This window comes from Myxococcus xanthus, assembly GCF_006402735.1.
Taxonomy (GTDB): Bacteria; Myxococcota; Myxococcia; order Myxococcales; family Myxococcaceae; genus Myxococcus; species Myxococcus xanthus_A.
Window position 1 is genome coordinate 1,590,793 of sequence record NZ_CP017174.1, and the last position, 25,790, is coordinate 1,616,582.

The 25,790-nt window shown below is 70.2% G+C and carries 19 protein-coding genes; 10 read left to right on the forward strand and 9 right to left on the reverse strand.

The window, feature by feature from the left end:
• The first annotated feature begins 48 nt into the window (after positions 1-48).
• Complete coding sequence (locus BHS09_RS06780; protein ID WP_174259411.1) at positions 49-747, forward strand: class I SAM-dependent methyltransferase; 699 nt, start codon at positions 49-51, stop codon at positions 745-747.
• Between the two features lie 7 nt (positions 748-754).
• Here BHS09_RS06780 and BHS09_RS06785 read toward each other — a convergent pair whose 3' ends face one another.
• Both BHS09_RS06785 and BHS09_RS06790 read right to left on the reverse strand, forming a co-directional pair.
• Positions 755-1,453, reverse strand: a complete 699-nt coding sequence (locus tag BHS09_RS06785) for a response regulator transcription factor (protein ID WP_140788331.1) — start codon at positions 1,451-1,453, stop codon at positions 755-757.
• Positions 1,450-2,979: a sensor histidine kinase gene (locus tag BHS09_RS06790; RefSeq protein WP_140788333.1), complete on the reverse strand. Its 1,530-nt coding sequence runs from the start codon at positions 2,977-2,979 to the stop codon at positions 1,450-1,452. Before BHS09_RS06790 ends, BHS09_RS06785 begins: the two co-directional genes overlap by 4 nt.
• Before the next feature lie 249 nt (positions 2,980-3,228).
• Here BHS09_RS06790 and BHS09_RS06795 point away from each other — a divergent pair, with 249 nt between their 5' ends.
• Positions 3,229-5,238 (forward strand): c-type cytochrome, encoded by a 2,010-nt coding sequence (locus BHS09_RS06795; RefSeq protein WP_140797486.1) that lies wholly within the window; start codon positions 3,229-3,231, stop codon positions 5,236-5,238.
• A gap of 24 nt (positions 5,239-5,262) precedes the next feature.
• On the opposite strand, the gene BHS09_RS06800 is transcribed toward BHS09_RS06795, so the two are convergent.
• Positions 5,263-5,847 (reverse strand): hypothetical protein, encoded by a 585-nt coding sequence (locus tag BHS09_RS06800; RefSeq protein ID WP_140788337.1) that lies wholly within the window; start codon positions 5,845-5,847, stop codon positions 5,263-5,265.
• A gap of 401 nt (positions 5,848-6,248) precedes the next feature.
• On the opposite strand from BHS09_RS06800, the gene BHS09_RS06805 reads away from it, so the two are divergent.
• Complete coding sequence (locus BHS09_RS06805; RefSeq protein WP_140797487.1) at positions 6,249-7,157, forward strand: hypothetical protein; 909 nt, start codon at positions 6,249-6,251, stop codon at positions 7,155-7,157.
• Positions 7,158-7,168: 11 nt separating this feature from the next.
• Positions 7,169-8,176, forward strand: coding sequence for an NAD(P)H-dependent glycerol-3-phosphate dehydrogenase (locus BHS09_RS06810; RefSeq protein WP_140788340.1), 1,008 nt, complete (start codon positions 7,169-7,171; stop codon positions 8,174-8,176).
• A gap of 7 nt (positions 8,177-8,183) precedes the next feature.
• Here BHS09_RS06810 and BHS09_RS06815 read toward each other — a convergent pair whose 3' ends face one another.
• A complete protein-coding gene (locus BHS09_RS06815) occupies positions 8,184-8,609 on the reverse strand; it encodes a hypothetical protein (protein ID WP_140788342.1) in 426 nt (141 codons plus the stop codon).
• Between the two features lie 47 nt (positions 8,610-8,656).
• Positions 8,657-10,309 (reverse strand): GTPase HflX, encoded by a 1,653-nt coding sequence (gene hflX, locus BHS09_RS06820; RefSeq protein ID WP_174259041.1) that lies wholly within the window; start codon positions 10,307-10,309, stop codon positions 8,657-8,659.
• Positions 10,310-10,432: 123 nt separating this feature from the next.
• Here hflX and proB point away from each other — a divergent pair, with 123 nt between their 5' ends.
• Positions 10,433-11,566, forward strand: a complete 1,134-nt coding sequence (gene proB / locus BHS09_RS06825) for a glutamate 5-kinase (RefSeq protein WP_140788344.1) — start codon at positions 10,433-10,435, stop codon at positions 11,564-11,566.
• Between the two features lie 16 nt (positions 11,567-11,582).
• On the opposite strand, the gene BHS09_RS06830 is transcribed toward proB, so the two are convergent.
• Positions 11,583-12,167, reverse strand: a complete 585-nt coding sequence (locus BHS09_RS06830) for a hypothetical protein (protein WP_140788345.1) — start codon at positions 12,165-12,167, stop codon at positions 11,583-11,585.
• A gap of 198 nt (positions 12,168-12,365) precedes the next feature.
• Here BHS09_RS06830 and BHS09_RS06835 point away from each other — a divergent pair, with 198 nt between their 5' ends.
• From BHS09_RS06835 to acnA, 5 genes are all read left to right on the forward strand, one after another.
• Positions 12,366-13,388, forward strand: coding sequence for a helix-turn-helix transcriptional regulator (locus tag BHS09_RS06835; protein WP_140788347.1), 1,023 nt, complete (start codon positions 12,366-12,368; stop codon positions 13,386-13,388).
• Entirely contained in the window at positions 13,385-14,314 is a 930-nt protein-coding gene (locus tag BHS09_RS06840; protein WP_140788348.1) for a helix-turn-helix transcriptional regulator, read from the forward strand. Before BHS09_RS06835 ends, BHS09_RS06840 begins: the two co-directional genes overlap by 4 nt.
• A gap of 6 nt (positions 14,315-14,320) precedes the next feature.
• Positions 14,321-15,889, forward strand: a complete 1,569-nt coding sequence (locus BHS09_RS06845; RefSeq protein WP_140788349.1) for an FHA domain-containing protein — start codon at positions 14,321-14,323, stop codon at positions 15,887-15,889.
• Between the two features lie 138 nt (positions 15,890-16,027).
• Complete coding sequence (locus BHS09_RS06850) at positions 16,028-17,290, forward strand: phospholipase D-like domain-containing protein (protein ID WP_237078097.1); 1,263 nt, start codon at positions 16,028-16,030, stop codon at positions 17,288-17,290.
• Between the two features lie 168 nt (positions 17,291-17,458).
• Positions 17,459-20,191, forward strand: coding sequence for an aconitate hydratase AcnA (gene acnA / locus BHS09_RS06855; RefSeq protein WP_140788351.1), 2,733 nt, complete (start codon positions 17,459-17,461; stop codon positions 20,189-20,191).
• Positions 20,192-20,289: 98 nt separating this feature from the next.
• On the opposite strand, the gene BHS09_RS06860 is transcribed toward acnA, so the two are convergent.
• The 3 genes from BHS09_RS06860 to BHS09_RS06870 form a co-directional block, all read right to left on the reverse strand.
• Positions 20,290-20,712 (reverse strand): HD domain-containing protein, encoded by a 423-nt coding sequence (locus BHS09_RS06860; RefSeq protein WP_140788353.1) that lies wholly within the window; start codon positions 20,710-20,712, stop codon positions 20,290-20,292.
• Positions 20,713-20,773: 61 nt separating this feature from the next.
• A complete protein-coding gene (locus BHS09_RS06865; RefSeq protein ID WP_140788354.1) occupies positions 20,774-25,258 on the reverse strand; it encodes a pilus assembly protein in 4,485 nt (1,494 codons plus the stop codon).
• Between the two features lie 33 nt (positions 25,259-25,291).
• Entirely contained in the window at positions 25,292-25,789 is a 498-nt protein-coding gene (locus BHS09_RS06870; RefSeq protein WP_140788356.1) for a hypothetical protein, read from the reverse strand.
• Between the last annotated feature and the right edge of the window lies 1 nt (position 25,790).

Here is a 25,790-nt window from a genome sequence, read left to right on the forward strand (position 1 = left end):
ACGGGCCTGTCCCGGGCGAGGCCGGATTCGTGCTACTTCCTTCCTCGAATGGGTGGTCATGACGCGCGGGGCCGGATGCCACTTTCTCTTGTCGGTCAGGAGCCGGACCTCCTGTTCTACACACGTCAGGCGGCCGAGCATGGCGGGCCCGTGCTGGTGTTGGGAGCCGCCAATGGCCGGGTGGTGTGGGCGCTGGCGGGACATGGCCATGACGCCGTGGGCGTGGACCCTTCGGAGGTGATGATTCGCTCCGCCGAGGAACAGCGGAGCTCGGAACCCGAGGACGTCTCACGCAGGGCGCGCTTCCAGGTGGCGGACCTCCGCTCGCTGCGCCTGTCCGAGCGCTTCCCACTGGTGCTCGCGCCCCAGCACGCGTTGGGGCTGATGCCGGGAAAGGATGACTTGGAGGCGTTGCTGGCCACGGTGCGCCACCACCTCACGCCGGACGGCTCCTTCGTCTACGACGTGCTCAACACGCCTCGCGAGCCGGTGCTCCCCCGGGACGACGAGGCGCCCAGCGCCGGCCTGGAGCCCCGCCGCCCGCTCTTCACCCTCCACCTGCGCGAGCGGCGTGCGCCCGGTGGGCCCAGCCCCATCCGCCGCCTCAAGCTGCGGCACTTCACGCCGGAGGAGCTGGACGCGGCGCTCACCGCGGCGGGGTTGGTGCCGCGCGAGCGCTACGGCCGCTTCGACGGCAAGCCCTTCGACCTGGAGGACTCGCGCCACATCGGCATCGCCGGACCGTGAGCGCCCGTCAGCGCTCGAAGCGGTAGCCCAGTCCGCGCACGGTGAGGAAGTGGCGGGGGGCTTCCGGGTCGGGCTCGAACTTCAGGCGCAGCTGGCGCATGAAGTTGTCCACGGTGCGGGCGCTGCCTTCGTAGTGGTAGCCCCAGGCGCCGGACAGCAGCTCCTCGCGGGTGAAGGTGCGCCCCGGGTGCGCGAGGAAGTGCGCCAGCAGCTTGAACTCCTGCGCGGTGAGCTCCACCGGCGTCCCTGCGCGCGCCACCGTGCGGGCGGCCATGTCCACGCTCACGTCGCCGAATGTCACCGGCGGCGGCGAGCCCGCCCCTGCGGACGGGTAGCGCCGGCGCAGCACGGCTTTGATTCGGGCCAGCAGCTCCTGGAGGCCGAACGGCTTCACCACGTAGTCGTCCGCGCCCAGGTTGAGGCCGACAATCTTGTCCGTCTCCATGCCCTTGGCGGAGAGCACGACGACGGGCGTGTCCCGGCCGCGCTGGCGCAGTTCCTTGAGGACCTCGAAGCCGTTGAGCTCCGGCAGCATGACGTCCAGCACCACCAGGTCCGGCGACTCGTCCAGCGCGCGCGCCAGTCCAGTGCGGCCATCCTGGGCCTGGAGCACCTCGTAGCCCTCGAAGCGCAGGTTCATGGACAGGCCCGTGAGGATGGACAGGTCGTCCTCCACGACCAGGATGCTCCGTGTCTTGTCGCTCATGCCTTCCCCGCCGGCAGGTGGATGGTGAACCGGCTTCCCTTGCCTGGCTCGCTCTGCACGGAGATGCGGCCTCCGTGGGTTTCGATGATGCGCCGGGTAATGGCCAGCCCCAGCCCGCTGCCTTCCGTCCTGCGCGTCAGCAGGTTGTCCACGCGATAGAAGCGCTCGAAGATGCGCTTGCGCTCCTTGGGAGCAATGCCCAAGCCGTTGTCCTCCACCGACAGGTCCACCCACTTGTCGTTGCCTCGGACCTGGAGGGTGATGCGGCGGTTTTCCGGCCCGCTGTACTTGTAGGCATTCTGCAGCAGGTTGAGCAACGCGCCGGCCACCGCGGCCCGGTCCACGTCCAGCGCGGGCAAGCCGTCCGACACATCCACCGTCAGGTCTACGCCGTCCTCCATGCGCTGGGTGCGGAAGGCCTCCACCGCCGCGTTCACGAGCTCCGGCACCGGCACGATTTCGCGCTGGTACACCTTGCGCCCGCCTTCGATGCGCGCCCAGTCCAGCACGCGCTCGACGAAGATGGACAGGCGTTCCGTCTCGCGCATCAGCAGGGTGAGCACCTCCTGCATCTGCGCCGGGTCCTTCAGCCGCCCCAGGGCCAGGGTTTCGATGAACATGCGGATGGACGTGAGCGGCGTGCGCAGCTCGTGGCTCACCAGCGACACGAAGTCCGTCTTCATCCGCGACAGCTGCGCTTCGCGGTAGAGCGCGCGGCCGGTGTAGACGACGCCGAAGGTGAGCGTCAGGTAGAACAGGCCCAGCAGCACGCCGTACAGCACGCGGTTGCGCGTGGACGCGCGCGCCACCGGGTCCTCGCCGGTGGGCAGCACCACCAGCCGGAAGTCCTGGAGGGGCGAGGGCAACACGCGCTCCGCCAGGCCCGTGGGCCCCATGGCGCTGGCGCGCGCCTGCGCCACCTCGGACACCAGACGCCCCATCAGTCCGCCATCGGAGGGCTCCCGGGGCACGGGCAGCAGGGCGAAGCGCACCGGTTCACTGGACACGGCCCGGGGGTCCACGCGCTCGGCCAGCAGGGCCTCCAGCCTCTGCACCGACAGCCGCACGCCGTGCACCACGCTGCCGCGTCGCTCGGCGGCCACCAGCACCGCGCGCCCGCCCGCGGTGAGCGAGAAGACGGTGGGCTCGGTGGGCAGTCCGCCCGCCTCGGGCACCACGGTGGAGAGCGCCTCCGCCAGCTGGGTGTCCCGGGTGCGGACCTGCCCGTCCTCCAACTGGAAGGCGCCGTCCGGCTCCGACACGGGCTGCCCGTCGGGGAGGATGAACTGGAGTTGGTCATTCACCGGCTCCAGGCTCGCCGAGGCGAGGATGCCCGGCAGCTCCTCCGACAGCGACTCCAGCGTGCCGCGCCAGGCGGCCTCCAGCCGTTTCTCCACGGCCGCGCGCTCGTTGATGATGGCCACCACCCCGAAGCCGGACAGGCCGGCGGATGGCACCACCACCAGGACGATGAGCAGCGCGAACGTGCGCCGGAAGTTGAGGAAGCGGGGCGGAGTGCGGGACACGGCCCCTCTCCTTTACTCCCACCCGGCGCTACACGCTCGTGGCGTTTCACCCACGCCCGCGACAGGGGAGTGTCCACCACCACCTGGAGTGTGTGCGGACGTCATCGACTTCGGGGGTGTTCTGGTGCAAGCATGGGCGGCTGCGGGGCAGGCGTGCGACGTGGGCCGGCCGCCTTCTTCCCCGCTCAGGACGCGGCCGCCCGGTGTCTGGTGGGTGGGGCGGGCCGCCGCGAGGAAGGGAACCCCTCCATGAGACGGACGGTCCTGGCCACGGTGCTGGCCTCGATGCTCGCGCTTCCGGCGTGTGAAGACCGCGATGCCCAGGCGACCTGGACCCAGTCGTCGGGCTCGGTGGCGCTCAGCCGGGATGACGCCTTTCTCTACGTGGTGGACTCGGACAACGGCGTCCTCGCCGTGGTGGACACGGCGCGTCGTGAAAAGGTGGGCGAGGTGAAGGTGGGCCTCCTTCCCGAGCGCGTGGCGGTGGGGCCGGACGACACCGTCTACGTCTCCAATCGCGGCTCGCGCAGCGTGTCCGTCATCCGCCGGGGCGACTGGAACGAGGCGGCCCGCATCGCGGTGGGTGTGGAGCCCGTGGGCCTGTCGGTGTCGCCCGCCGGGGACACGCTGTACGTGGTGAACAGCACCGCGCTGGCGACGTCGAGCCACGGCTCGTTGATGGCGGTGGATACGCGCTCGCTGTCGGTGCGCTGGGAATTGCCGGTGGGGGATGAGCCCCGAGGCATCGCGCTGGCGCAGGGTGGCAAGCGCGCGCTCATCACCCGCTTCCGTCAGGGCGACCTGGTCTCCGTGGACCTGACGGACGCGGACCGGCCCCGCGTGGCGCGTGAGCAGACGGACTTGTACGCGCGCGCCAACGTCCGGGACAACGTGGCCGCGGCCCCGGACGGGCTGACGCCGCTGCCTCCGGCCGCGGACATCCGCTTCCAGCCGCGCAGCATGTCGAGCGTGGCGGTGACGCCGGATGGAGAGCGCGCGTTGGCGACCGTGATGTGGGCGCGGGAGGACCCGCTGTCTCCAGACGGGACGCCGACCCCGCCGACCGGGGGCTCGCTCTACGGCGGCGGAGGGCCCTGCAACACGGGCGGCGTGGTAGCGCCGGGGCTGGTCACCTTCGACACGGACACGGGCACGCCCCGGGTGGATGACCTGGACCGGTGCCGTCCGCCGCCGGACCTGTCACCGGACTTTCCGCCCTCCACCATCATCAGCCCGGAGCTGACGCACCCCATCCAGGGGCCGGTGGCGGCGGTGGTGGACCCGACGGGCCTCTGGGCCTTCGTGGTGAACCGGGAGACGGACAACGTCGCCATCATCCCCACGGGGCGCCGTTCGGGCTCGGACCTGATGGCCGGCCTGGGCAGCACGGTGCGTCAGCTGGTGCGCGTGGGCTCCGGTCCCACCGGCATCGCGATGACGCGGGATGGGCGCAAGGCCTATGTCTACAACGCGTTCGACCACACGGTGACGACGCTGGTGAGCGACGGCGCGGGTGGCACCGCCAACATCCGCACGGACGGCGCGCCGCTGCCCATCGCAGGCGACGTGCTGGCGCCCAACGAGGTGGCGGGCCGCAAGCTGTTCTTCAGCGCGCTGGACTCGCGCATGGCCAGTACGTCGGTGGGCGCGTCGTGTGCGAGCTGTCATCCCGATGGCCGCGAGGACGGCCACGTCTGGGGTTTCCCGGACGGGCCTCGTCAGACGCCCAGCCTCGCGGGCCGGAGCATGACGAAGACGGGGCCGTTCCACTGGAGCGGCGAGTTCTCCACCATGCGGGACTTCCTCGACGCGACGGTGCGCCACCGCATGGGCGGGACGGTGCTGGACGGCGTCATGGTGGCGCAGCTGTCCGACTTCATCGACGTGCTGCCCGCGCCGGACAACCCGCACAGGGCTGACGTCCTCACCGACGCGCAGACACGCGGCGAGGCCGTGTTCCGCAAGGCCGCGTGTGACACCTGCCACGGAGGGGAGCACTTCACCCTCAACACGCAGGCCGACGTGGGCACATTCGTCACCTCGGGGCCGCTCCAGGATGACCCGGTGGTGCGCAAGCAGGGGCTCAACACGCCGTCGCTGTTGGGGCTGGCCCGCACCGCGCCGTACCTGCATGACGGCAGCGCCGTGTCGCTGAAGGACCGGCTGATGCAGGGCCGCGAGTCGAATCAGCACGGCGTGACGGCGCAGCTCACCGACGCCGAGGTCGACGACCTGGTGGCGTACCTGCTCACGCTGTAGGGGACGGGGGCTGTCCGGTGGGCCTCAGGGCTCGCCGGAGTCCCCCGCGTCCTCTTCCCGGGCGCCGGGTGTCCCCGCGTCGAGCACGGCGGGCGTGGTGGCGATGAGCGCCGAGCGCGCCACCTCCACGGCCCGCTCCGTCTCACCGCCCAGCCAGGTGACGACGACCGCGCAGTCCGTGTCGTCATCCCAGGCCAGCACCTGGGACATGCCCTGGGCGGGCGCGCGCCGCACCGCGGCACGGCCCAGCGCGGGCACCGCCACGCCGCCGGCCTGGAGGGTCGGGGCCATCAACGATTGGATGTCCGATTGGGCGTAGCGGGCGTTGCAGTCCCAGGTGATGGAGACGGCGAGGCCGGGCTCCGCGTCCGAGCGGAAGCTGCACAGCGGGCCACACGTCGGGCAGGCGCGCTCCTGCTTCATGGTGAAGCCGGGGAGCATCAGCTCGCGGTCGTCCGCTGGCAGCAGCACCTCGCAGTCGGGGAGCGCCGCGCGCTCGACAGGGGGCGCCGTGGTGCCCGCGTCCACCGCGGGTGAGTCCGAGGGTCGGCTCCGGCACGCCGCCAGCGCCAGTGCCATGAACAATGCCGCGCGCCCTCCAGCCCTCATCCCGTGTGACTCCCGTGTGCGCCTGCCGAAGCGGCGCGGATGGTAGACCGGAGGATGCCTCGCGCGGCGACGTTTCCCGCATGCCGCTGACCGCTTCCGGACGCAGGCCCGGTTTGGCCTCCAAGCGGGCGGGCTTGCCTCGTGCCTTATATGCCCGTCGGACTAAGCTGAGGCTTCCCACCATGCGCTCCGCCCCCTCCTTGCCCCTGCTTGTGCTTGCCCTGGTGGGAGACGTCCAAGCTCGTCCGGCGGAGGGCGCGTCCACGGCTGTCGTGCCGTCGCAGGCGAGGGTGGCGGGGGCCGAGGCTTCGAAGGCGCGTGTCCCCTCGGAGGGCTCGTCGAAAGCATCCGTGCCGTCCCAGCCAGGACCGCCTGCGTCTGGAGGCGGGGCACCGGCACGTGTGTCCTCGGGAAGCGCGCCCGCGGCGGCTTCTGCGCCAGCGGAGCCTCCTGGGGCGCCTCGGCGCAACCCGGCGCCGGACACCTCCTGGGCGCAACCCGGCCAGGTCGCCGCGCCCGCTCGCAACGAAGCTCCGGACGACGCGGCCTGGGAGTCCTTCCCGGGCGCCACCGCTGTCCCCGATGCGGAGGCGGCGGCCACGCTGCCCCAGCTGCCCGAAGTTCCGCCGCTGGTGCCCGTCGACGAGGCCGCCATCCCCGCGCCCCGGACGCCGCCGGCTCCCGTCAGGCCGCCGCCCGTCCCCAACCGCGTGAGCCTGCTCGGCGCCCGGACGATGGGGGCGGGGGGCATGGCCGTGGGCCTGGCCCTGGGCTTTCCCATCGTGTCCGCGCGAGTCGCCGTGGGCGTCCATCGCCGCGTGGACGTGCTGGCCGGCGTGGACAGCGCCTACGGGTTGATGAACGAGCTGCGCGTGGGCGCGCGGTGGATGGTGCTCGACGGCGGGCCCCGGTGGAGCGTGGGCGTGGCGGTGGAGGGAAGCCACGCCTTCTTCCTGCGGCCCGCGAGCGTGGAGGACCGGGGCGCGCGCTACTACAGCGGCCGCCGCAATTGGAACGTGCTGCCCGGCGTCGTCGGCAATCTCCAAATCGCGGGCGCCCGCTCGCCGCGACTGTTCCTGGACGTCCGCTACCTGATGGCGCTGGACACCGAGCCCATTCAAGGGGTGCCGCTGGGCGGCCTGCCCCCTGACGTAGCGCTGTCCGGCGCCTTTCCGGTGCGGTTGGGCGCGGAAATCCCCGTGAGTGAGAAAACGTCCTACGCTCTGACGATTGGCGGGGACATCCGGACCCGGCCTGACGAGACGGACTTCATGCCCGTCATCACCTTTGGCGTCGTGACTGGTTTCTAGCGAGGTCTTCCATGCGTGGCAGTGTCATCGGCTCCGGCTCCTTCGGTACCGCCCTGGCGAACGTGCTCGCGGTCAATTGCGAGGAGGTTCGTCTGTGGGGTCGTGAGTCCTCCGTCGTGGAGGCCATCAACACGCAGCACGAGAACCCCACCTACCTGAAGGGCATCCCCATCTCGGAGCGCGTGCGCGCCACGAATGACCTCCAGGAGGCGCTCGTGGGCTCGGAGCTGGTGGTGCTGGCCACGCCCAGCCACGCCACGCGCGAGGTGGTGGCGAAGGCCCAGGCGTACCTGCCGCGCCATGTCCCCATCGTCACGGTGTCGAAGGGCATCGAGAACGGGACGCTGCTGACGATGACGGAGCTCCTGGAGGACTGCCTGCCGGAGGAGTTCCACCCGTACCTCGCGGTGCTGTCCGGCCCCAGCTTCGCCAAGGAGCTGGCGCGGCGCATGCCCACGGTGGTGACCATCGCCTCCCACTGGGACAAGGTGGCGCTGCGCTGCCAGAAGGCGCTGCAGACGGAGACGTTCCGCAGCTACACCTCCACGGACGTGGTGGGCGTGCAGTACGGCGGCGCGCTGAAGAACGTCATCGCGATTGCCGCCGGCATGGCGGACGGCCTGGGCATGGGCCACAACGCGCGCGCGGCCATCATCACCCGCGGCCTGGCGGAGATTACGCGCCTGGCGGTGCGCAAGGGCGCCAACCCGCTGACGCTCTCCGGCCTGTCCGGCATGGGCGACCTGGTGCTGACGTGCACGGGCGAGCTGAGCCGCAACCGGCACGTGGGGATGGAGCTGGGCAAGGGCCGCAAGCTGCCGGACATCCTCGCGGACATGAAGGAGGTGGCCGAAGGCGTGAAGACGGCCCGCAGCGCGCACGAACTGGAGGTCAAGACGGGCGTGGAGCTGCCCATCTGCCACCAGGTGTACCTGATTGCCCACGAGGGCAAGAGCGCGCGCACGGCGGTGGTGGACCTGATGACGCGCCAGCCGAAGTCGGAGCTGGCGGGCGTCTGAGCGGCCTTCAGTAGCGGCGCGGCGCGGCGTCCGGCGTGGCGCCACGGACGCGCCACACGGTGAGCCGCTGGGAGTTGGTGTGGCTCACCACCATACCCTCCTGCTGCATCTGCTCCAGCAGGCGGTTCGTCTTGAGCCGGTCCAGCCCCACGGACTTCGCCAACTGGTCACCGGGCATGCCGCTGATGTTGCGGCGCAGCTCGTTGACGATGGCGCGCTTGAACTCGTTCTTCTGGAGTCCGTCCAGGTCCTGCGTGCGCCAGGCCTGGAGGACGCCCGCGGCGATGATGACCAGCGTCAGCACCGCCAGCACGGGATAGATGATGTGGCTGTTCTGCTCCAGCAGCTCGATGTACTTCGGAGACATGGAGGACACAGGCTTCGCGTAGTCAGCCTGGGCCAGCAGCAGGGGTGTGAGCGAGGGAATCGACACGGCCCCCCGACTCTACGGGGAGCCGTGCCTGCCCGGCAACCGCGGGCTCAGACGGCGCCGATGGCCTCGGTGGCGCCCTCGGCGAACAGCGTGGTGTCCGCCTTGGCCAGCAGCGTCGCCAGGCCCTCGCGCGTCGCGGCGCTGATGGCCACGCCGCCCCGGGTGCGCAGCAGCGCCTCCACTTCGTCCGGCGGCAGCAGGTCCGCCTTGTTCCACACCATGAGGCGCGGCTTCTCCATCAAGTCGAGCGACTCGAGGATGTTCTCCACCGCCTCCACCTGCTCGTCGCGGGCGAGGTCCGCCGCGTCCACGACGTGGAGCAGCAGGCTGGCGTCGTACAACTCCTCCAGCGTGGCGCGGAAGGCGGCGACCAGGTCCTTGGGCAGGTCCCGGATGAAGCCCACCGTGTCGGTGATGATGACCTCCCGCTCCTGCGGGAAGCGCAGCCGTCGGCTGGTGGGGTCCAGCGTGGCGAACAGCTTGTTCTCCGCCAGCACCTCGGCGTTCGTAATCGCGTTGAGGAGCGTGGACTTGCCGGCGTTGGTGTAGCCGACAATGGAGATGACGGGCAGCTCGCGCCGGTTGCGCTGGGCCCGGCGCACGCTGCGCTCCCGGCCAATCGCGTCGATGCGCTTCTCCAGGTGGGTGATGCGTTCGCGCACGCGGCGGCGGTCGATCTCCAGCTTCGTCTCACCAGGACCCCGTCCGCCAATGCCGCCCATGAGCCGGCTGAGCGAATCGTCGCTCTGCACCAGCCGCGGCAGCCGGTACTTCAGCTGCGCCAGCTCCACCTGGAGCTTGCCCTCGGCGCTCTGCGCGCGCTGCGCGAAGATGTCGAGGATGAGCTGCGAGCGGTCCAGCACCTTGAGGCTGGTGGCCTCGCCGATGTGGCGCCCCTGCGACGGAGTGAGGTCCTTGTCGAAGATGAGCAGGTCCACCATGGACTGCATGGAGCGCAGGTTGAGCTCCTCCAGCTTGCCGCGGCCGATGAGGTAGCGTGGGTCCGCCTCGCGCTTCACCTGGAGCACGGAGTCGATGACCTCCACGCCCGCGGTGCGCGCCAGCTCCTTCAGCTCCGCCAGGCTGGACTCGGCCAGGGCGCGGTTGCCGTCCAGGCACACCGCCACGAGGATGGCCTTCTCCCGGCCGCCCACCTTGCGCGACGCCGCCTTGCGGTTGAACTCCTCCTCCAACGCGCCCAGCGTGTCCATGAGGTCCGGCTGCTCCACGTGGACGGAGGGCAGCGTCTCGACATGCCAGAAGTCGCCGGAGCCGTTCTCCGGGATGAGGTAGGCGTAGTGCAGGACGCCGGGCAGTCCTTCGGGGCCCACGCCAATGGCCGCCACGCAGTCCAGGCGCAGCAGCGCGAGGTCCGTGAGGTCGTCCTTGGTGAGCGGCTCGCTCTTCAAGTGGGTGTGGACCAGGCGGAGGCCACGCAGACGCACCTGGCCCGCGCGGGCGCGGCCGATGTCCGGCAGCTCGAGCTTGTGGGCGCTGCCCACGATGACGTGCTCGATTTCGCCCTTCCGGTTGACGAGCACACCCACCTGCCGGTTCAGCTCACGCGACAGCTCGGTGAGGTGCCGGGCAAGCTCGGGCGACACGATTTCGTGCGGCGGGACGCGCCGGCGGAAGGTGTTGCGCAACCGGTGCTGCTCGCTCGACTTGAGGCCCAGGGTGTTGCCGTAGATTTCCTTCAAACCGTGCTCTCCTGGCGGAGGCATTGGGGCCCCCACCTTTTCCGTACGAACTTTATGACTGCCGCTGTGGGGAAAACACGCCGGACGCGCGCGCCTTCCATTTCTGACCTACGCTGACGCCCCGTGAGTTCGATTGCCACGGGACGCACCGCCCTACGCTCGGCCCGGCGGGTGGTGGTGAAAATCGGCACCAACGCGCTGACGAACGCCACCGGACGTTTCAACCGTCAGCATTTCGATGCGCTGGGCCAGGATTTGTTGTGGGCCGCGCAGGGCCGCGAGCTGGTGGTGGTGTCCAGCGGGGCCATTGCCCTGGGGGTCGAGCGGCTGGGCCTGCCCTCGCGCCCTCGCGACATCCCAGGCAAGCAGGCGTGCGCGGCGGTGGGGCAGAGTCGGCTGATGCAGGCCTACGAAGAGGCCTTCGCCGCGCGTGGGAAGGCGGTGGCCCAGGTGCTGCTCACCCACGAGGACGTGCAGGAGCGCCGCCGCTACCTCAACGTGAAGCACACCCTGGAGCGGTTGCTGACGGCGGGCGTCGTCCCCGTCATCAACGAGAACGACACCGTCTCCGTGGACGAGTTGAAGTTCGGTGACAACGACACGCTGGCGGGGCTGGTGGCCGGCGTGGTGGAGGCCGACGCGCTCGTCCTGCTGTCGGATGTGGAGGGCCTCTACACCGGAGACCCCCGGCGCGACGCGGGCGCGGAGCTGCTGGCCACGGTGATGCAGGTGACGCCCGAGGTGCTGGCGCTCGCCACCGGCACGAGCAGCGGGGTGGGAACGGGCGGCATGAGCACCAAGGTGCGGGCGGCCGCGCGCGCGTCCGATTCTGGCATCCACTGCGTGATTACGTCCGGCGCCGTGCCCGGCCGTCTACGCGCCGTCCTGGAAGGCGCGGACGTGGGCACCCTCTTCGAGCCCACTGGCAGCCGCCGCAGCGCCCGCGCCGCGTGGATTGCCCATGCCCTGCGCGCACGCGGGACGCTCACGGTGGATGCCGGCGCGCGCGAGGCCATTGTCACCGGCAAGCGCAGCCTGCTGCCCAGCGGCGTGCGCGGCGTGGAGGGCGACTTCGGGCGCGGAGACCCGGTGGACCTGGTGGACGCGGAGGGCGCCGTGTTCGCGCGGGGGCTGGCGGCCTACGACGCCAACGAGCTGCGACGCATCGCCGGCCACCACACGGCGGACATCGAAGCGGTGCTGGGCTACCGCTACCTGGACGAGGCCGTGCACCGCAACGACCTGGCGGTGCTGTAGCCGGGCAGGGCGCCGGTCAGATGGACGAGGTGGACAGCGACTTGCCGCAGCTTTCGCCCAGCTGCATGAGCGCGCGGAACTCCGGCGAGTCCACCTTCATCAGCAGCAGGGAGACCTCGAGCTCTCCGGGCACACGGCCGAGCTGGAGCTTGCGCTCCTGGCCGTGGAGCAGCGCCAGCTCGGAGTGGCCCTTCGCCTCGGGCAGGAGCAGGTCGAGCTGGAGGAGGAAGGACTGGCCTTCGGCCTTGGGCGTGAGGACCAGCCGGTAGTCGGGCAGGGGCGCTCCGGGACGGCGGCGCTCGGCACGAAGGGTGCGGCCCGTCTCGCCCAACAGCTTGGGCTGGGCCACCAGCCGCCCGTCACGGCGGACCTCGACGGCGAAGTAGAGGGGCTCCGCGCGCACGGGCGCAGGCGCGGCCATGCTCGTGAAGCCCACGAACATCGCCAACCCGGCCACCACATTACGGACGAGGGTGATGCCGCTCATCGTGAGTCCCTTCGGAGGCTCCGCTCGCCGCTTCGGCCATGCGGCATCCGGACAGGCAGGCCCGTCCACGTCGTCTCCACTTCCACGGAATGGTGCAGCAATAACCCAGATCATGCCCGCAGTGCGAGCCCCCCTCCCAAGTCCTTGCCCGCTGGAATGAGGACAACCGTACGTACAGATGATTACCTGCTTGTCTGTTCAGGTCCGTCCGGCTATCTCGCCGGACGCGGACGGACCGCTCAACTGTTTCCCACCCACACGTCCACTTCTTGACCCTCCCGGGTCCGCCCGGCATCGTCGCCGACCTTTCCAATGGACCGCACCGAACGCATCCTCGACCTCGTGGCCCTTCTGCTCGACGCGCGCGAGCCCATCTCCTGGGCCGAGCTGCGCGAGCACTTCCCCGGTGACTACGGCGGCTCCGATGATGCCGCCGAGCGCAAGTTCGAGCGCGACAAGGCGGAGCTCGTGGAGCTGGGCTTTCCGCTGACGTACGTGCAGGGCGATGACGAGCGGCGGGACGGCTACATCGTCGACCGGGACGCCTACTACCTTCCGGAGGCGGACCTCTCCAAGGAAGAGCTGGCCGTGCTCTACGCCGCCGGCTCCGCGGCGCTGGCGTCGGGCGCCTTTCCGGGCCGGGACGACCTGGCGCACGCGCTGCGGAAGATCGGCTTCTTCGCCGGTCAATCCCTGCCCACACCCCGGGTGCGCATGGAGCTGGGCTCCGTGCACGAGGGCCAGGAGAAGGAGGTCTCCGCGCGCCTGGAGCAGCTCTGGGATGCGTGCGCGGCCCGCAAGTGGGTGGACCTGACGTATGCCAGCCCCAAGCAGGCCGGCACCACGCAGCGGCGCGTGGACCCGTATGGCCTGGCGCTGCGCCGCGGCGCCTGGACGCTGGTGGGCTACTGCCACCTGCGCAAGGACTTGCGGACCTTCCACGTCCACCGGATTCGCGAGCTGAAGGTGAACACGGCGCGCCCTCGCACGCCGGACTTCCAGGTGCCGGCGGACTTCTCGCTGGAGGCCCACGTGGCGTACTTCCCGTGGCAGCACCGCTTCCATGAGCAGGTGGAGGTGGTGCTCCACCTGTCGGGCACGCTCGCCTCGCGGGCCGCGAGCCTGTTGCCCGGCGCCACGCTGGAGCCGGCGGAGGAGGGGGCGGTGCGGGCGCGGCTGCCGGTGACGTTCGTGGACGGCCTGATGCGCTTCTGCCTGGCGCTGGGGCCGGACTGCCGCGTGGAGGGCCCGGAGCGGGCGCAGGCGCGTCTGCGGGAGATGGCCTCGCGCATCGTGTCGTGCCACGACGATTCGCTGGACAAGGTGAGCGCATGAGCAACGTCCACGAGCGGCTCCGCCGCCTGCTGTTCCTGGTTCCCTACGTCTCCAAGCACCCCGGCGTCACGGTGGACGCGCTCGCGCGCGCCCTCAACGTCAGCCGCGAGGACCTGCTGGAGGAGCTGGACCTGCTCACCTGCGTGGGCCGGCCGCCCTTCAACCCGGACGACTACATCGACATCTACGTGGACAACGACCGCGTCTACGTGGACCTGGACCAGCGCCTGTTCGCGCCGCCCCGGTTGACGCCGGGCGAGGCCGCGGCGCTGGCCGCGTCGGCGGAGCTGCTGCGGCCGGCCACGGGGGACGCATTGCAGAGCGCCCTTCAGAAGCTGGAGCGCGTGCTGCCGCCCGCCACCCGCGAGCGCTACCGGGAGATGTACCGGAAGATTGATGCGTCCACGGAGGCGCCCCTGGCCCTGGGGCCGCTCACCCGGGCCATCATCGAGCGCCTGGAGGTGACGTTCGGCTATGCCAGCCCCGGCCGGTCGCCGGAGCCGCGCACCGTGCGCCCCTACGAACTGCTCAGCCACCGGGGGCAGTGGTATCTGCAGGGCTACTGCCACACCCGGCAGGACGCGCGCCTGTTCCGCCTGGACCGGATGGAGGACATCCTCGTCACGGACGTGCCCTTCCAGCCGCCCGCGGACGCCCGGGCGGACGTGCCCAACCCGGCGCGGGGCCTGACGGACTCTTCGGTGCGCGTGCGCTTCTCCTCCGTGGCCGCCCCCTATGTGAAGGAGCGCTTCGGCCAGGACGCCCGCCCGCTTGCCGACGGGGGCGTGGAGGTGCTGGTGGCGGGGGACAGCGAACGCTGGCTCACCCAGTGGGTCCTGTCCTTTGGTGGCGAGGCGCAGGTCATGGAACCGGCCTCCGCGCGTGCGGCCGTTGCCCGAGCGGCGCGGGCCTCTGTAGGATTGTAACCCCCCATGCCTTTCCAGCTGACGATCTCCGAGGGTAGAGAAGCCGGTAAGGAGTTCGTCTTCGACCAGGACTCCGTTCTCATCGGCCGTTCGACGGATTGCGACGTCGCGCTGTTCGACCCGGGTGTGTCCCGGCGCCACTGCCGCATCTTCCTCGACGGTGATGCCTACGCCGTCGAGGACCAGGGCAGCGCCAACGGTTCGCTCGTCAACGGCAGTCCGGTGAAGACGCAGGTGCTCGAGGACGGCGACAAGCTGACCCTGGGCCCGGTGACGTTCATCTTCGCCATGCTGACGGACGAGCCGGCCACGGGTGAAGAGGAGCTCCCCGCCGGCGCCCAGGAAGGCGATGGCAGCACGCGCATCGTCTCCCTGGATTCCCTGAAGCGGCAGCGCAACAAGGGCGTCGCGCTGGCCCCGGAGGGGGCCGACCAGGAGGAGCTGAACGAAATCCGCGAGGGCGCCACCCGCTCCAACCTGCAGGCCCTGCGCCCTGTGTCCCAGGGGCAGAGCGGCTCACGGGCGGCCATCGAGCGCTCGGCGCCAGCGGCACCGCCCGCGAAGCGGCCGTCCAGCTCGCCCCCGCCGGTCCGGGCTCGTCCGGCGCCAGCAGCCGGGGGCGGTGGTGGCCTGTCCGCGGCGGAGCGCGCGCGCATCCGGCGTGAGTCCCCTGGCGTGGTGTCCAGCGCGAAGCTCTTCTGGGCGGACGCCAGCCAGGGCGTGCGCACCGGCATCATCGGTGGCGGCGTGGCCATGGTGCTCGCGCTGTTCGGCGTCCTCTACTGGCTGGTGCTGAGCGGCGAGGACGGCCAGCCGGTGGGCGAGGAGCCCTCGATGCTCAGCGGGCAGCCCATCCGCGACTCGTTCGGCCTGGGGCCGAGCGTGACGTGGGAGCGCGCGGACATGAAGGTCTTCGAGTGGGAGTACACCGCCGCCACGCGCGCGGTGGTCATCCTCCACTACCAGGCCCGGAGCATCTCCAAGGACGAGGTCGTGGTGAGCGTCAACGGCGTGGACGTGGGCAAGGTGCCGCCCGACACGCTGGCCAGCCAGGACCGCTCCATCGAACTGATGATTCCGGCCCAGCACCTGAAGAAGGGCGAGCCCAACCGCATCATCTTCGACAACGTGAAGAATCCGCCGGGCGAAGACCCGTGGGTCATCTGGAACATCTGGGTGGAGCGCGCGCTGCTGCCGGACCTGCTGCCCGAGGAGCTGGTGCGCGAGGCCACCGAGTACCACAAGCGGGGCTTGAAGCACTTCCAGACGCCGGACATCGGCGCTCGCAACCGCTACGAGGCCTGGAAGTCCTTCCGCGTGTCGTGGCTGATGCTGGAGGCCCACCCGGAGCCGAAGCCGGACCTCTATTACGACGCCCAGGAGCGCATGAAGGCGGCGCAGCAGGAACTGGACCGCACCTGCTCCAAGCTGCTCCTGGAGGTGGAGGGCTACTACAACCAAGGCAACTACAAGAGCGCCTCCGCCACCCTGGACCACGTGAAGGAGTACTTCCCGGAGTTCGACCAGCCGTGCGCCACCCGCGCGGACGCCAAGCGCGCGGAGTACGGCCTCTAGGCCGCGCCACGGCTTTCCGGTGTCCGTGAAGTCGCGGGCTTGTCCCGTCGGTTTCCGGACACCGGTTGGCACGGGAAGACAGGCTGCGAAGCGGCTCGGGTTGCCGGGTCGCGCGGGCATCCGCACCGTTGGGAGGCCATGCGTGACCAGGAGGCGTTGACCGAGCAGTCGGGTGAAGCGGACACGGGCGCGCCGCGGCGTGCGCCCACGCCCCCGGGGCCCGTGCCGGAGCATGAGCCGGTGTGGAGCCCCAACGTCTCCGGGCTGCTCCTGTCGCGCTACTACCTGCCGCGCCGCCACGCGGTGGTGCAGGGCAACGCCTGCCAGCTGCTGCGCGACGGCGTGGAGGCCTACCCGGCGATGCTGGAGGCCATCCGCGGGGCGCGGCGTTATGTCCGCCTGGAGACGTACATGTTCGTCTCCGACGCCGTCGGCGAACTGTTCGGCGAGGCGCTGGCGGAGGCGGCCGAGCGCGGCGTGCACGTGAAGGTGCTGTACGACGCGGTGGGCTCCTGGACGAGCCGCCGGAGCTTCTTCGCCGGGCTGCGCGCGCGGGGCGTGGACATCCGCGCCTTCAAGCCCTTCAGCCTGTCACGCGGGCTGCGGCACCTGCTGCGGAGGGACCACCGCAAGATTCTGGTGGTGGACGGTGAGGTGGCCTTCACCGGCGGGGTGAACATCTCCGCCCACTGGGCACCCGCGGAGATTGGCGCGGCGTGGCGGGACGACGTGCTGCGCATCGAAGGGCCGGCCGTCCACGAGCTGGAGCGGTGTTTCTCCGCCACGTGGCGGATGATGTTCCAGGGCCGCTTCCACCGGTTGACCCGGCGGCTGGAGCGCCTGCGCAACCCGCCACCCCGGCGCGGCGCGGTGGGGCTGGCGGTGTTGTCCAGTCGGCGAAGCATCCACCGGTCCTATCTGCACGCCATCCGCCGGGCCCGGCGCAGCGTGCTGGTGGCCGCCGCCTACTTCATCCCGGACCGGCGCATGGTGATGGCGCTGCGCGAGGCGGCCCGGCGCGGGGTGGAGGTCCATCTGCTGCTCAACGCTCGCAGTGACCACCCCATCCTGGAGTTCATGGCCCGGGCCTTCTACGAGCGGCTGCTGGGCGCGGGCGTCCGCATCTTCGAGTGGCAGCGCGGCGTGCTGCACGCCAAGACGGCCGTGGTGGACGGGGTGTGGGGCACCATCGGTTCGTTCAACCTGGAGCGCCTCAGCCTGGCCTTCAATCACGAGGTGAACGCGGTCTTCGCCGACCCTCGCTTGGGACAGCAACTGGAGGACTCCTTCCGCACCGACTGCGGGGACTGCCGCGAGGTGACGCTGGCGGAGTTCCGCCGCCGGCCCCTGTGGCAGAAGCTGCTGGAGCGGGCGCTGTCTCTGCTTCGCAAAATCATCTGAGCCAGGCCCTGCCCACCCCTCAGCGGGGCGCATGGTTCCGATGAGCGGGGCTGCACACCCGCGGCTCGAAGCGTCCGGCCCTCAATGCCCTCGCAGGAACCCTTTGCAACGCGTCAAAGGGGGGCCTAGAAGTTCCCGCATCCCGCGCAAGGAAGGACGGCAACATACATGACCGACAGTTTCGGCACGAAGTCCCAGCTCAAGGTGGGCTCCGCCACCTATGACCTCTTCAGCCTGGGCAAGCTGGCCAAATCCCACCCGGCGGTGAACCGCCTGCCGTTCTCGCTGAAGGTCCTGCTGGAGAACCTGCTGCGGCACGAGGATGGCCGCGTGGTGAAGCGCGAGCACGTGGAGAAGATGCTGGCCTGGGACCCCAAGGCCACCCCGGACGTGGAGATCTCCTTCCACCCCGCTCGCGTGCTGCTCCAGGACTTCACGGGCGTGCCCGCGGTGGTGGACCTGGCGGCCATGCGTGAGGCGCTGGCCTCCATGGGCGGCAACCCGGACAAGATCAACCCGCGCAACCCGGCCGACCTGGTCATCGACCACTCGGTGCAGATTGACTCCTTCGCGACGTCCGCCGCGTTCAAGGAGAACGCCGAGCTGGAGTTCGAGCGCAACCGTGAGCGGTACGCGTTCCTCCGCTGGGGCCAGAGCGCGTTCAAGGGCTTTGGCGTGGTTCCGCCGGACATCGGCATCTGCCACCAGGTCAACCTGGAGTTCCTGGCGCACGTGACGTTCCGCCAGGGCAGCACCGTGTACCCGGACACGCTGGTGGGCACCGACAGCCACACCACGATGATCAACGGCCTGGGCGTGGTGGGCTGGGGCGTGGGCGGCATCGAGGCCGAGGCCGCGCTGCTGGGCCAGCCGATTACGATGCTGATTCCGCAGGTGGTGGGCTTCAAGCTCTCCGGCAAGCTGCCCGCGGGCGCCACCGCCACGGACCTGGTGCTCACTGTCACGCAGATGCTTCGCAAGAAGGGCGTGGTGGGCAAGTTCGTGGAGTTCTACGGCAGCGGCCTGAAGAACCTGTCCCTGCCGGACCGCGCCACCATCGCGAACATGGCGCCCGAGTACGGCGCCACCATCGGCTTCTTCCCGGTGGACGAGGAGAGCCTCAACTACCTGCGCTTCACCGGCCGTCCGGACGACCTGGTGGCCCTCACCGAGGCCTACGCCAAGGAGCAGGGCCTGTGGCGGCGTGACGACGCCGAGGACCCCCTCTTCAGCGACACGCTGGAGCTGGACCTGTCCACCGTGGTGCCCAGCCTCGCCGGCCCCAAGCGCCCGCAGGACCGCGTGCCCCTCAAGGACATGAAGTCCGGCTACGAGAAGTCGCTGGTGGAGATGCTGTCGGCCGGCAAGAGCAAGGGCGAGGACGAGGAGGGTGGCAAGGGCAAGGCCGCCGCCGCCGCCGCGGTGCCTCCCGAGCGCCTGGCGCAGACCGTCACCGTGAAGAACGGCCGCCAGAGCTACCAGATGGGCCACGGCGCGGTGGTGATTGCGTCGATTACGTCCTGCACCAACACCTCCAACCCGGCGGTGCTGGTGGGCGCGGGCATCCTGGCGAAGAAGGCCGTGGAGCGCGGCCTCAACCCGAAGCCGTGGGTGAAGACGTCCCTGGCCCCGGGCAGCCGCGTGGTCAGCGAGTACCTGCGCGACGCCGGCCTGCTGCCGTACCTGGAGGCGGTGGGCTTCCACATCGTGGGCTACGGCTGCACCACGTGCATCGGCAACTCCGGTCCGCTGACGGAGCCCGTGGCCAACGCCGTCACCGAGGGGGACCTCGTCGTCGCCGCGGTGTTGTCCGGCAACCGCAACTTCGAAGGCCGCATCAACCCGCACGTGCGCATGAACTACCTGGCCAGCCCGCCGCTGGTGGTGGCCTACGCGCTGGCTGGCGAAGTGGGCATGGACCTGGACAACGAGCCGCTGGGCACCGACCCCAACGGCCGTCCTGTGTTCCTCAAGGACATCTGGCCCACCAACGAGGAGATTCAGGAGGTCATCCGCACCTCCGTGAAGCCGGAGCAGTTCCGCAGCCAGTACGCCAACGCCATGGAGGGCGACGCGCTCTGGCAGCAGCTGCCGGTGGGCAAGGGCTCCACGTTCCAGTGGGACGACACGTCCACCTACGTGCGCAAGCCGCCCTTCTTCGAGAACCTGCCGAAGGAGCCCAAGGCGACGCAGGACATCCATGGCGCGCACGTGATGGCGCTGCTGGGTGACTCCGTCACCACGGACCACATCTCCCCCGCGGGCAACATCGCCAAGACGAGCCCGGCGGCCAAGTACCTCATGGCCAACGGCGTGGAGCCCAAGGACTTCAACTCCTACGGCGCGCGCCGCGGCAACCACGAGGTGATGGTGCGCGGCACCTTCGCCAACATCCGCCTGAAGAACCTGCTGGTTCCGGGCGTGGAGGGCGGCGTCACCGTCCACATCCCCACGCGCGAGCGGATGAGCATCTACGACGCGTCCATGAAGTACCAGGCGGAGGGCACGCCGCTGGTGGTGCTGGCGGGCGCGGAGTACGGCACCGGCTCCAGCCGTGACTGGGCGGCCAAGGGAACCATGCTGCTGGGCGTGAAGGCCGTCATCGCCAAGAGCTTCGAGCGCATCCACCGCTCCAACCTGGTGGGCATGGGCGTGCTGCCGCTCCAGTTCGAGGCGGGCCAGGACGCGCAGTCGCTGGGCCTCACCGGTCACGAGAAGTTCGACATCACCGGCGTGGCGCAGGACCTGGCGCCGCAGAAGAAGCTCACCGTGAAGGCCACGGGTGAGAGTGGTACCAAGGAGTTCACGGTGGTGTGCCGCATCGACACGCCGAACGAGCTCGACTACTACCGCCACGGCGGCATCCTGCAGTACGTGCTCCGCCAACTGGCCAAGGCCTAGCGCGGAGTTGAAGGAACCGGCGCCCTGCTTTCCTCGGCGGGCGCTGGTAGCACTACGGCCCGGAGTCGCCCCTGTGGCACTCCGGGCCGTCGTGTCTTCTAGGGCTCGCGCAGGCGGGCCCAGGCGGCGCGGTAGCGGGCCAGGCGCTCGGCGTCCTTGGGCGTCACCGCGGCCAGCCGCCGCACGTCCATGTTGTCCTCCAGGTCCGCCAGCTTCACGCGGCGGGCGAGCGCCAGCGGGCGCAGCCGTTCGATGAAGGCCTCGTACGTCTCGTCCTGGCGGCGGGTGAGGGCGTCCAGCGCGCCCAGGACGTTTTCCGGGTAGCCCAGCTCGCGCAGGCGCTCGAGCGTGTAGGGCGTGTCCTCCACCACGTCGTGGAGGATGGCCACGGTGCGCTCTTCGTCCGTGTCCAGCCGCATCATCACCCGCAGCGGGTGGAGGATGTACGTCTGGCCAGCCTTGTCTCGCTGGCCGTGATGCGCGGCCACCGCGAGCGCGATGGCGTCTTCGAGTGCGGGCATGCCCGTCTTCTAACGCCAGACGCCCTCCCCAGGCGAGCGGGGAGGGCGGGCCTTCACGTCATCACGGCAGGCAGCTGGCCGCGTTCTCGTGGCGGCAGGCGTGCTGCTCCTGGGTGAGGGGCAGCTCGTACACGTTCTGGAGCACCTCGCTGTTCTCCGATACGTCCACCGAGGTGGCCTGGCGCTGTCCGGGCTCCTGCATGATGGCGCTGTATTTCACGCTGCCCGTGGGCGAAATCATCACCGCGGTGGCGGGCTCGGGCGGCGGCGACAGCACCGCGCGCTCCTGGTAGCGCGCGTTCTCGAAGGACGCGGCGCAGTTGGGCAGGCCGCTGAGGAAGTCCGCCTGGTAGAAGCGGGCCCGGGCGGCGGTGCTGCTGCACACCTCGCCGTCCTGCGACGGGTAGATGACGTTCCACAGCGTGCAGCTGGCCACCGTGGCCGCGCCGCCCGCCGTCTTGTGGGTGTGGTTGTCCGTGTACTCCAGCATCCATCCGTCGCCTTCGGGCAGGGCGCCCGTCGCGGAGCAGGCACCGGACGCGTCGCAGGTGATGTTCGTCACGTCCACCAGGTCGCCGCTGGTGTCGTTGTCGCTGGTGCGGTCGCTCAGGCGTTCCGCGTCGAACTGGCTCGCCGTCATGGGGCCCTCCGCGGAAACAGCGGTGGCATCCTCGGCGAACGTCTTTCCGGCCACGCCGTACACGCGCACGCCGTAGAAGCGATTCTTCCCAATGGCGTTGACGGTGCGGGTTAGCTCCAGGTCCGCGAAGTTGGGTGCCACGTTGCTCACGTCGAGGCAGCGGAAGTTGCCCGCGGCGTCCTTGCCGCACTCCACGCGCGCGGGGCTCATGGAGGTGTAGTCCTGGGGCGCTCCCGGGCAGGAGCGGGCCTCGTGCCGGGTGAACCGGGCCGACACCACCGTCTGGCCCGGGTTGCCACAGGCGGGCTGCGAGGCCGTCCCACGCGTCAGCGTGGACTGTGCCAGTCCCCGCTGCGTCCACTGGTGCCGCGACTGGGTGATGTTCTCGCCGATGCGGTCCACGCGGTAGTCCACCTCCACGTTGCCGCACCCGTAGCGCGCGCAGGCCTGCGGGTTGTCGAAGCGGCAGATGCCGGCCTGGTCATCCAGCAGCGCGTAGCGGTCACCCGTGCCGACGAGCGCGCGCATGGCGCCCGTGCCCGGCTGGATGCCAATGGAGGGCACGTAATAGAAGGGCCACGTGCGCGTGAGGCTGTCGCCCTGGCCGCCCGACGGCCCCACGGCGTCCCGGTCCATCTGGAAGGCGCGCGCGGCGCTCCAGTTGCGGATGAGTCGGGTGCTCGGGTCCAGCGCACCGGGCACGGACATGCGCGCCACCCACAGCTGGCCGCGCATGTCACCGAAGACGGCCGTGTCGAAGAAGCCGTCCTGCTGCACGTTGCCGGCTACGCCGTAGTCCACCAGCGCCACGGGCGCCGCCACGCTGTGCGTGAGGTGCCGCGCGGGCCCGTGCTGCTCACCGGTGGCGTTCGGGTCGTATTCGAACTTCCACCACAGGTTGTCGGTGCGGCCATTCACCTCGGGGGACCACGCGTCCACCATGTAGATGCCGCGGCCCTTCTCCTGGCCGGGGGACCAGCCGCCTGACAGGGCCACCATCCACCGCTCCTGGGTCTCCACGTTGTAGCGGGACACGGGACCCGCCGCGGTGCCTGCCTCCACCAGCACGGGGCCAATGGGCGGCGGCTTGGGGCTGAGCGAGAAGAGCGTCTTGCCGAAGAGGGCGGCCTCCGGGGAGTCCGGCTGCGGGTACATCCACTGCATCCGGGGCGCGCCGAAGCGGCCGGTGCCCGAGTCCGCACGCAGCTCCAGCGCCAGGTAGTGCACGCCGCCGCGTCCCTCCGAAATCACCGCCATCGTGTGGTACTCGGTGGACTGCTTGATGCCGTCCGGCTGCGAGCCGTCCGAGCCGTCCGCCCACACGTCGCGCACCATGATGTCGCCGTCCACGTAGTACTGGTGGCCGCCCGCCATCTCGTGCAGGCGCGACAGCAGGTCGGGCGGGATGAAGGCCCACTCCTCCTCGCCGCTGCTGGGCGAGTACTCAATCATGGGCAGGCCGCCCTCGCAGTTGTCGTTGCTCGCGGTGCTGTCGCGGAAGGCGTGCAGCATGCCGTCGTTGGCGCCCACCAGCACCAGCTTGTCGCGGCGGCGGTAGCGGTGCAGGTACGCGTCATACGCGTCCACCTCCACGGTGTTGCCGCAGCGGCTGATGTTCTCCGTGGCGAGCGGCGTGGGCGACACGCCCAGTTGCTGGCTGTAGAGCGTGCGCGTGCACTGGTTGCTCATGCCCAGGTTGCACAGGAACTTGTCCATGGGCGGGTCCACCAGCACCGGCGCGGAGTGGAAGATGTCGCCCAACACGGAGCGGCGCACCTCGGTGCGGTTGCCGTTGCCGTCCTCGTCCGCCAGGTCCTGGCCGCGCACGTACTGGATGAGCGTACGCACACAGACGTCGTCCAACCAGGTCTGCGCCTGCGTCACGCTGCCGAAGCCGGGCACCGCGACGCTCATGGCCGCGGCGGCCTGCTGGGGCGTCAGCCGGAGGCCCGTCATCAGCGTGCCCGGGTCGATGTCCAGGGGGCTGAGCGACTGCACCTTCGGGCAGACGGGGGTGCCGAGGATGCCGAAGTAGCTCTTCAGCGCTTCGCGGTTCTCCACGGTGAACTCGACGGGCGTCGCCGCGTTGTCCGCGGCGGTGAGGCGCCCGTCCTGGTTGCTGTCCGTCACCGTGTAGATCTTCCGGCTGTTCAGCGCGCGGGCCATCAGCGCGCGGCGCGCCTCCCAGAACTGGTTGGCCGGGGTGCTGCCGCCGTCCTTGACGAAGTTGCCGGATGTGTCCTCGACGACGATGTCCCCGTCCCGGTCCACGACGAAGATGTCGTCCATGTCGCCGTCGCCGTTCTTGTCGACACCTTCCACGAACTCGTTGAACTGGTTGAAGCGCCACAAGTCTCCGCGCCAGGCGCTGTCACCGGAGGCGGGCGACATGCGCGGCATCAGCGCGCTGAGCGTGGAACTGCCCGTCTGGAACGAGGAGATGGCCGCGGCGGCGAACGCGATGTTCCGGTTCTGCACGTCGTCGACGATGGACTGGAGCGCCGACTTCAGTTGGCTGGAGTTGGTGGCCGCGTAGAAGCGCCCGCCGCCCGCGTCCGCGGTGACACGCAGCAGGTTGATGGCCTGCGTGTTCGTCAGCGCGAAGCCCACGGTGTACGTGGCCACTTGCTGCGCCCCATCCAGTTCCGGCCGCAGGTCGTTCGTCCACATCCACTTCGCGATGCGGTGGATGTGGCTGCTGGAGCCGCCGCTGTTGCTGCCCTGGCCGGCCGCGGCGCAGTTGGCGCAGGGGACGTCCAGGTTGCGCACCTGGGCCGGGACCTGGGCGGAGTTGCCGCTGGGCTCGTTGGGCTCACCGTCCGTGAGCAGAATCATGGCGTTGAAGCCGCAGGTGAAGCAGGCGGCGGCTCGTCCGGGCGCGGCCTCGTCGTTGAAGCCCGAGTCGAACAGGTATCCGCTGCCGAACCATCCGGGGAATGGGTCGCTGCCGGCGGAGCGGAAGTAGGTGCTGGCGCCCCACAAGGCCTGTGTCAGGGGCGTGCCCGTGTTGAAGCGCAGCCCGTTCCGCATCTTGCTGAGCAGGTTGTTGCGGTGCTCTTCACGCTTCGCGCCGCTGAGCGACTCGCCGCAGCTGGGACCGAAGCGCTCGAAGCGCACCACGTCCTGGCCGCTCCACTTCACCGTGTCGGTGGCTTCACTGCTCGCGGAGAACGTCACCACGCCGAAACGCGTGCGCTCCGAGTCCTTGAGCACCTGGCTGATGACGTTGACGGCGGAGTGGCCGCGCGGCGAGTAGAAGTTGAGGAAGTTGCCCGACGCGACGCGCTGGCTGGAGGTGTACTGGAAGTAGCCCTTCGTCGCGAGGCACTGCGCGCACGCGGCTCGCGCGGCGGGCCGGTTGCCGTTGTTGTTGGTACCCACCAGATTGGCGCATGCCGCCGCCGCGTTGTCGCTGATGACGGTGTTGGGCGGTGGCTGGTCGAAGCGCACGGGATTGCTGTTCATCCCGAAGCTGGTGTGCGTGCCGCTGCCGTTTCCGGCGAAGCTGTAGTACTTGGCCGGCACGAACCAGGGCGAGTCCTGGTTGGTCAGCGACAGCCACATCCGCGGGTACTCGACGTTGGCGTCGTAGTTCAGCTCGTCGATGTTGGCCTGCCGGCAGCCTGGAGAGGCGCCGCCGCTGGAGCTGTCGAAGCTGTGGTTGCTGTCGTTGCTCCAGGCGATGGGCCAATACGCCATGGAGCCCGACGTATCCAGGATGAGCAGGATGTTGGGCGGGCCGCTGGGGCTGGTGAAGAAGCGCTCGTCACTGCCGCGCGCGGGGTTGAGCAGCGCGTCCAGGCGGGAGGTGGACTGCAGGCTGCAAGACGCCGGGTCCTGCGCGAGCGCGCCAGGGGCGGCCAGCAGCACGGACAGGGCCGTCAGGGTGGGGAAGAGTGCCTTCATGGGGGGCTCGGGGAAGGGCGGAGTCGGAAGGGGTCAGATGCCGAAGCGGAAGACGAACTCGGTCTCGGCCTGCCGGCCTCCGGGTTCGTCACACATGACGACCACGCGGTAGTAGCTGCCGCCGGCCGTGCCTTCTCGAAGGGTGTTGGCCGCGTCACTCACCTGGTCCTTTCCGCTGCTGAACGAGGACGAGGCGAGCACCGCCGCCGTGGGCGCCGACGCGGTGTCACCCAGGTGGGCGGTGCGCATGATGCTGCTGTCGGCGACGACCTGGTCGTCTTGCAGCACCTGCTCCAGGCTGATGTTGGTGACGGGCACCGCGCCGGTGCCGAACACCTTCAGCCGCGACAGGAGGTAGCGCCGCGCCGTCTCCGCGCAGGCCTCCACGCGGTCGCTGCGCGTCTTGGCCACGGCGGCGGACTGGTTGCGGCCGGTGAAGGTGATGGCGCCCACCACGAGCAGCAGCAGCACCGTCAGGGCAATCAGGGTGATGGCCAGGGCGCTGCCCCGGCGTGCGGCGAAGTGAGTCATG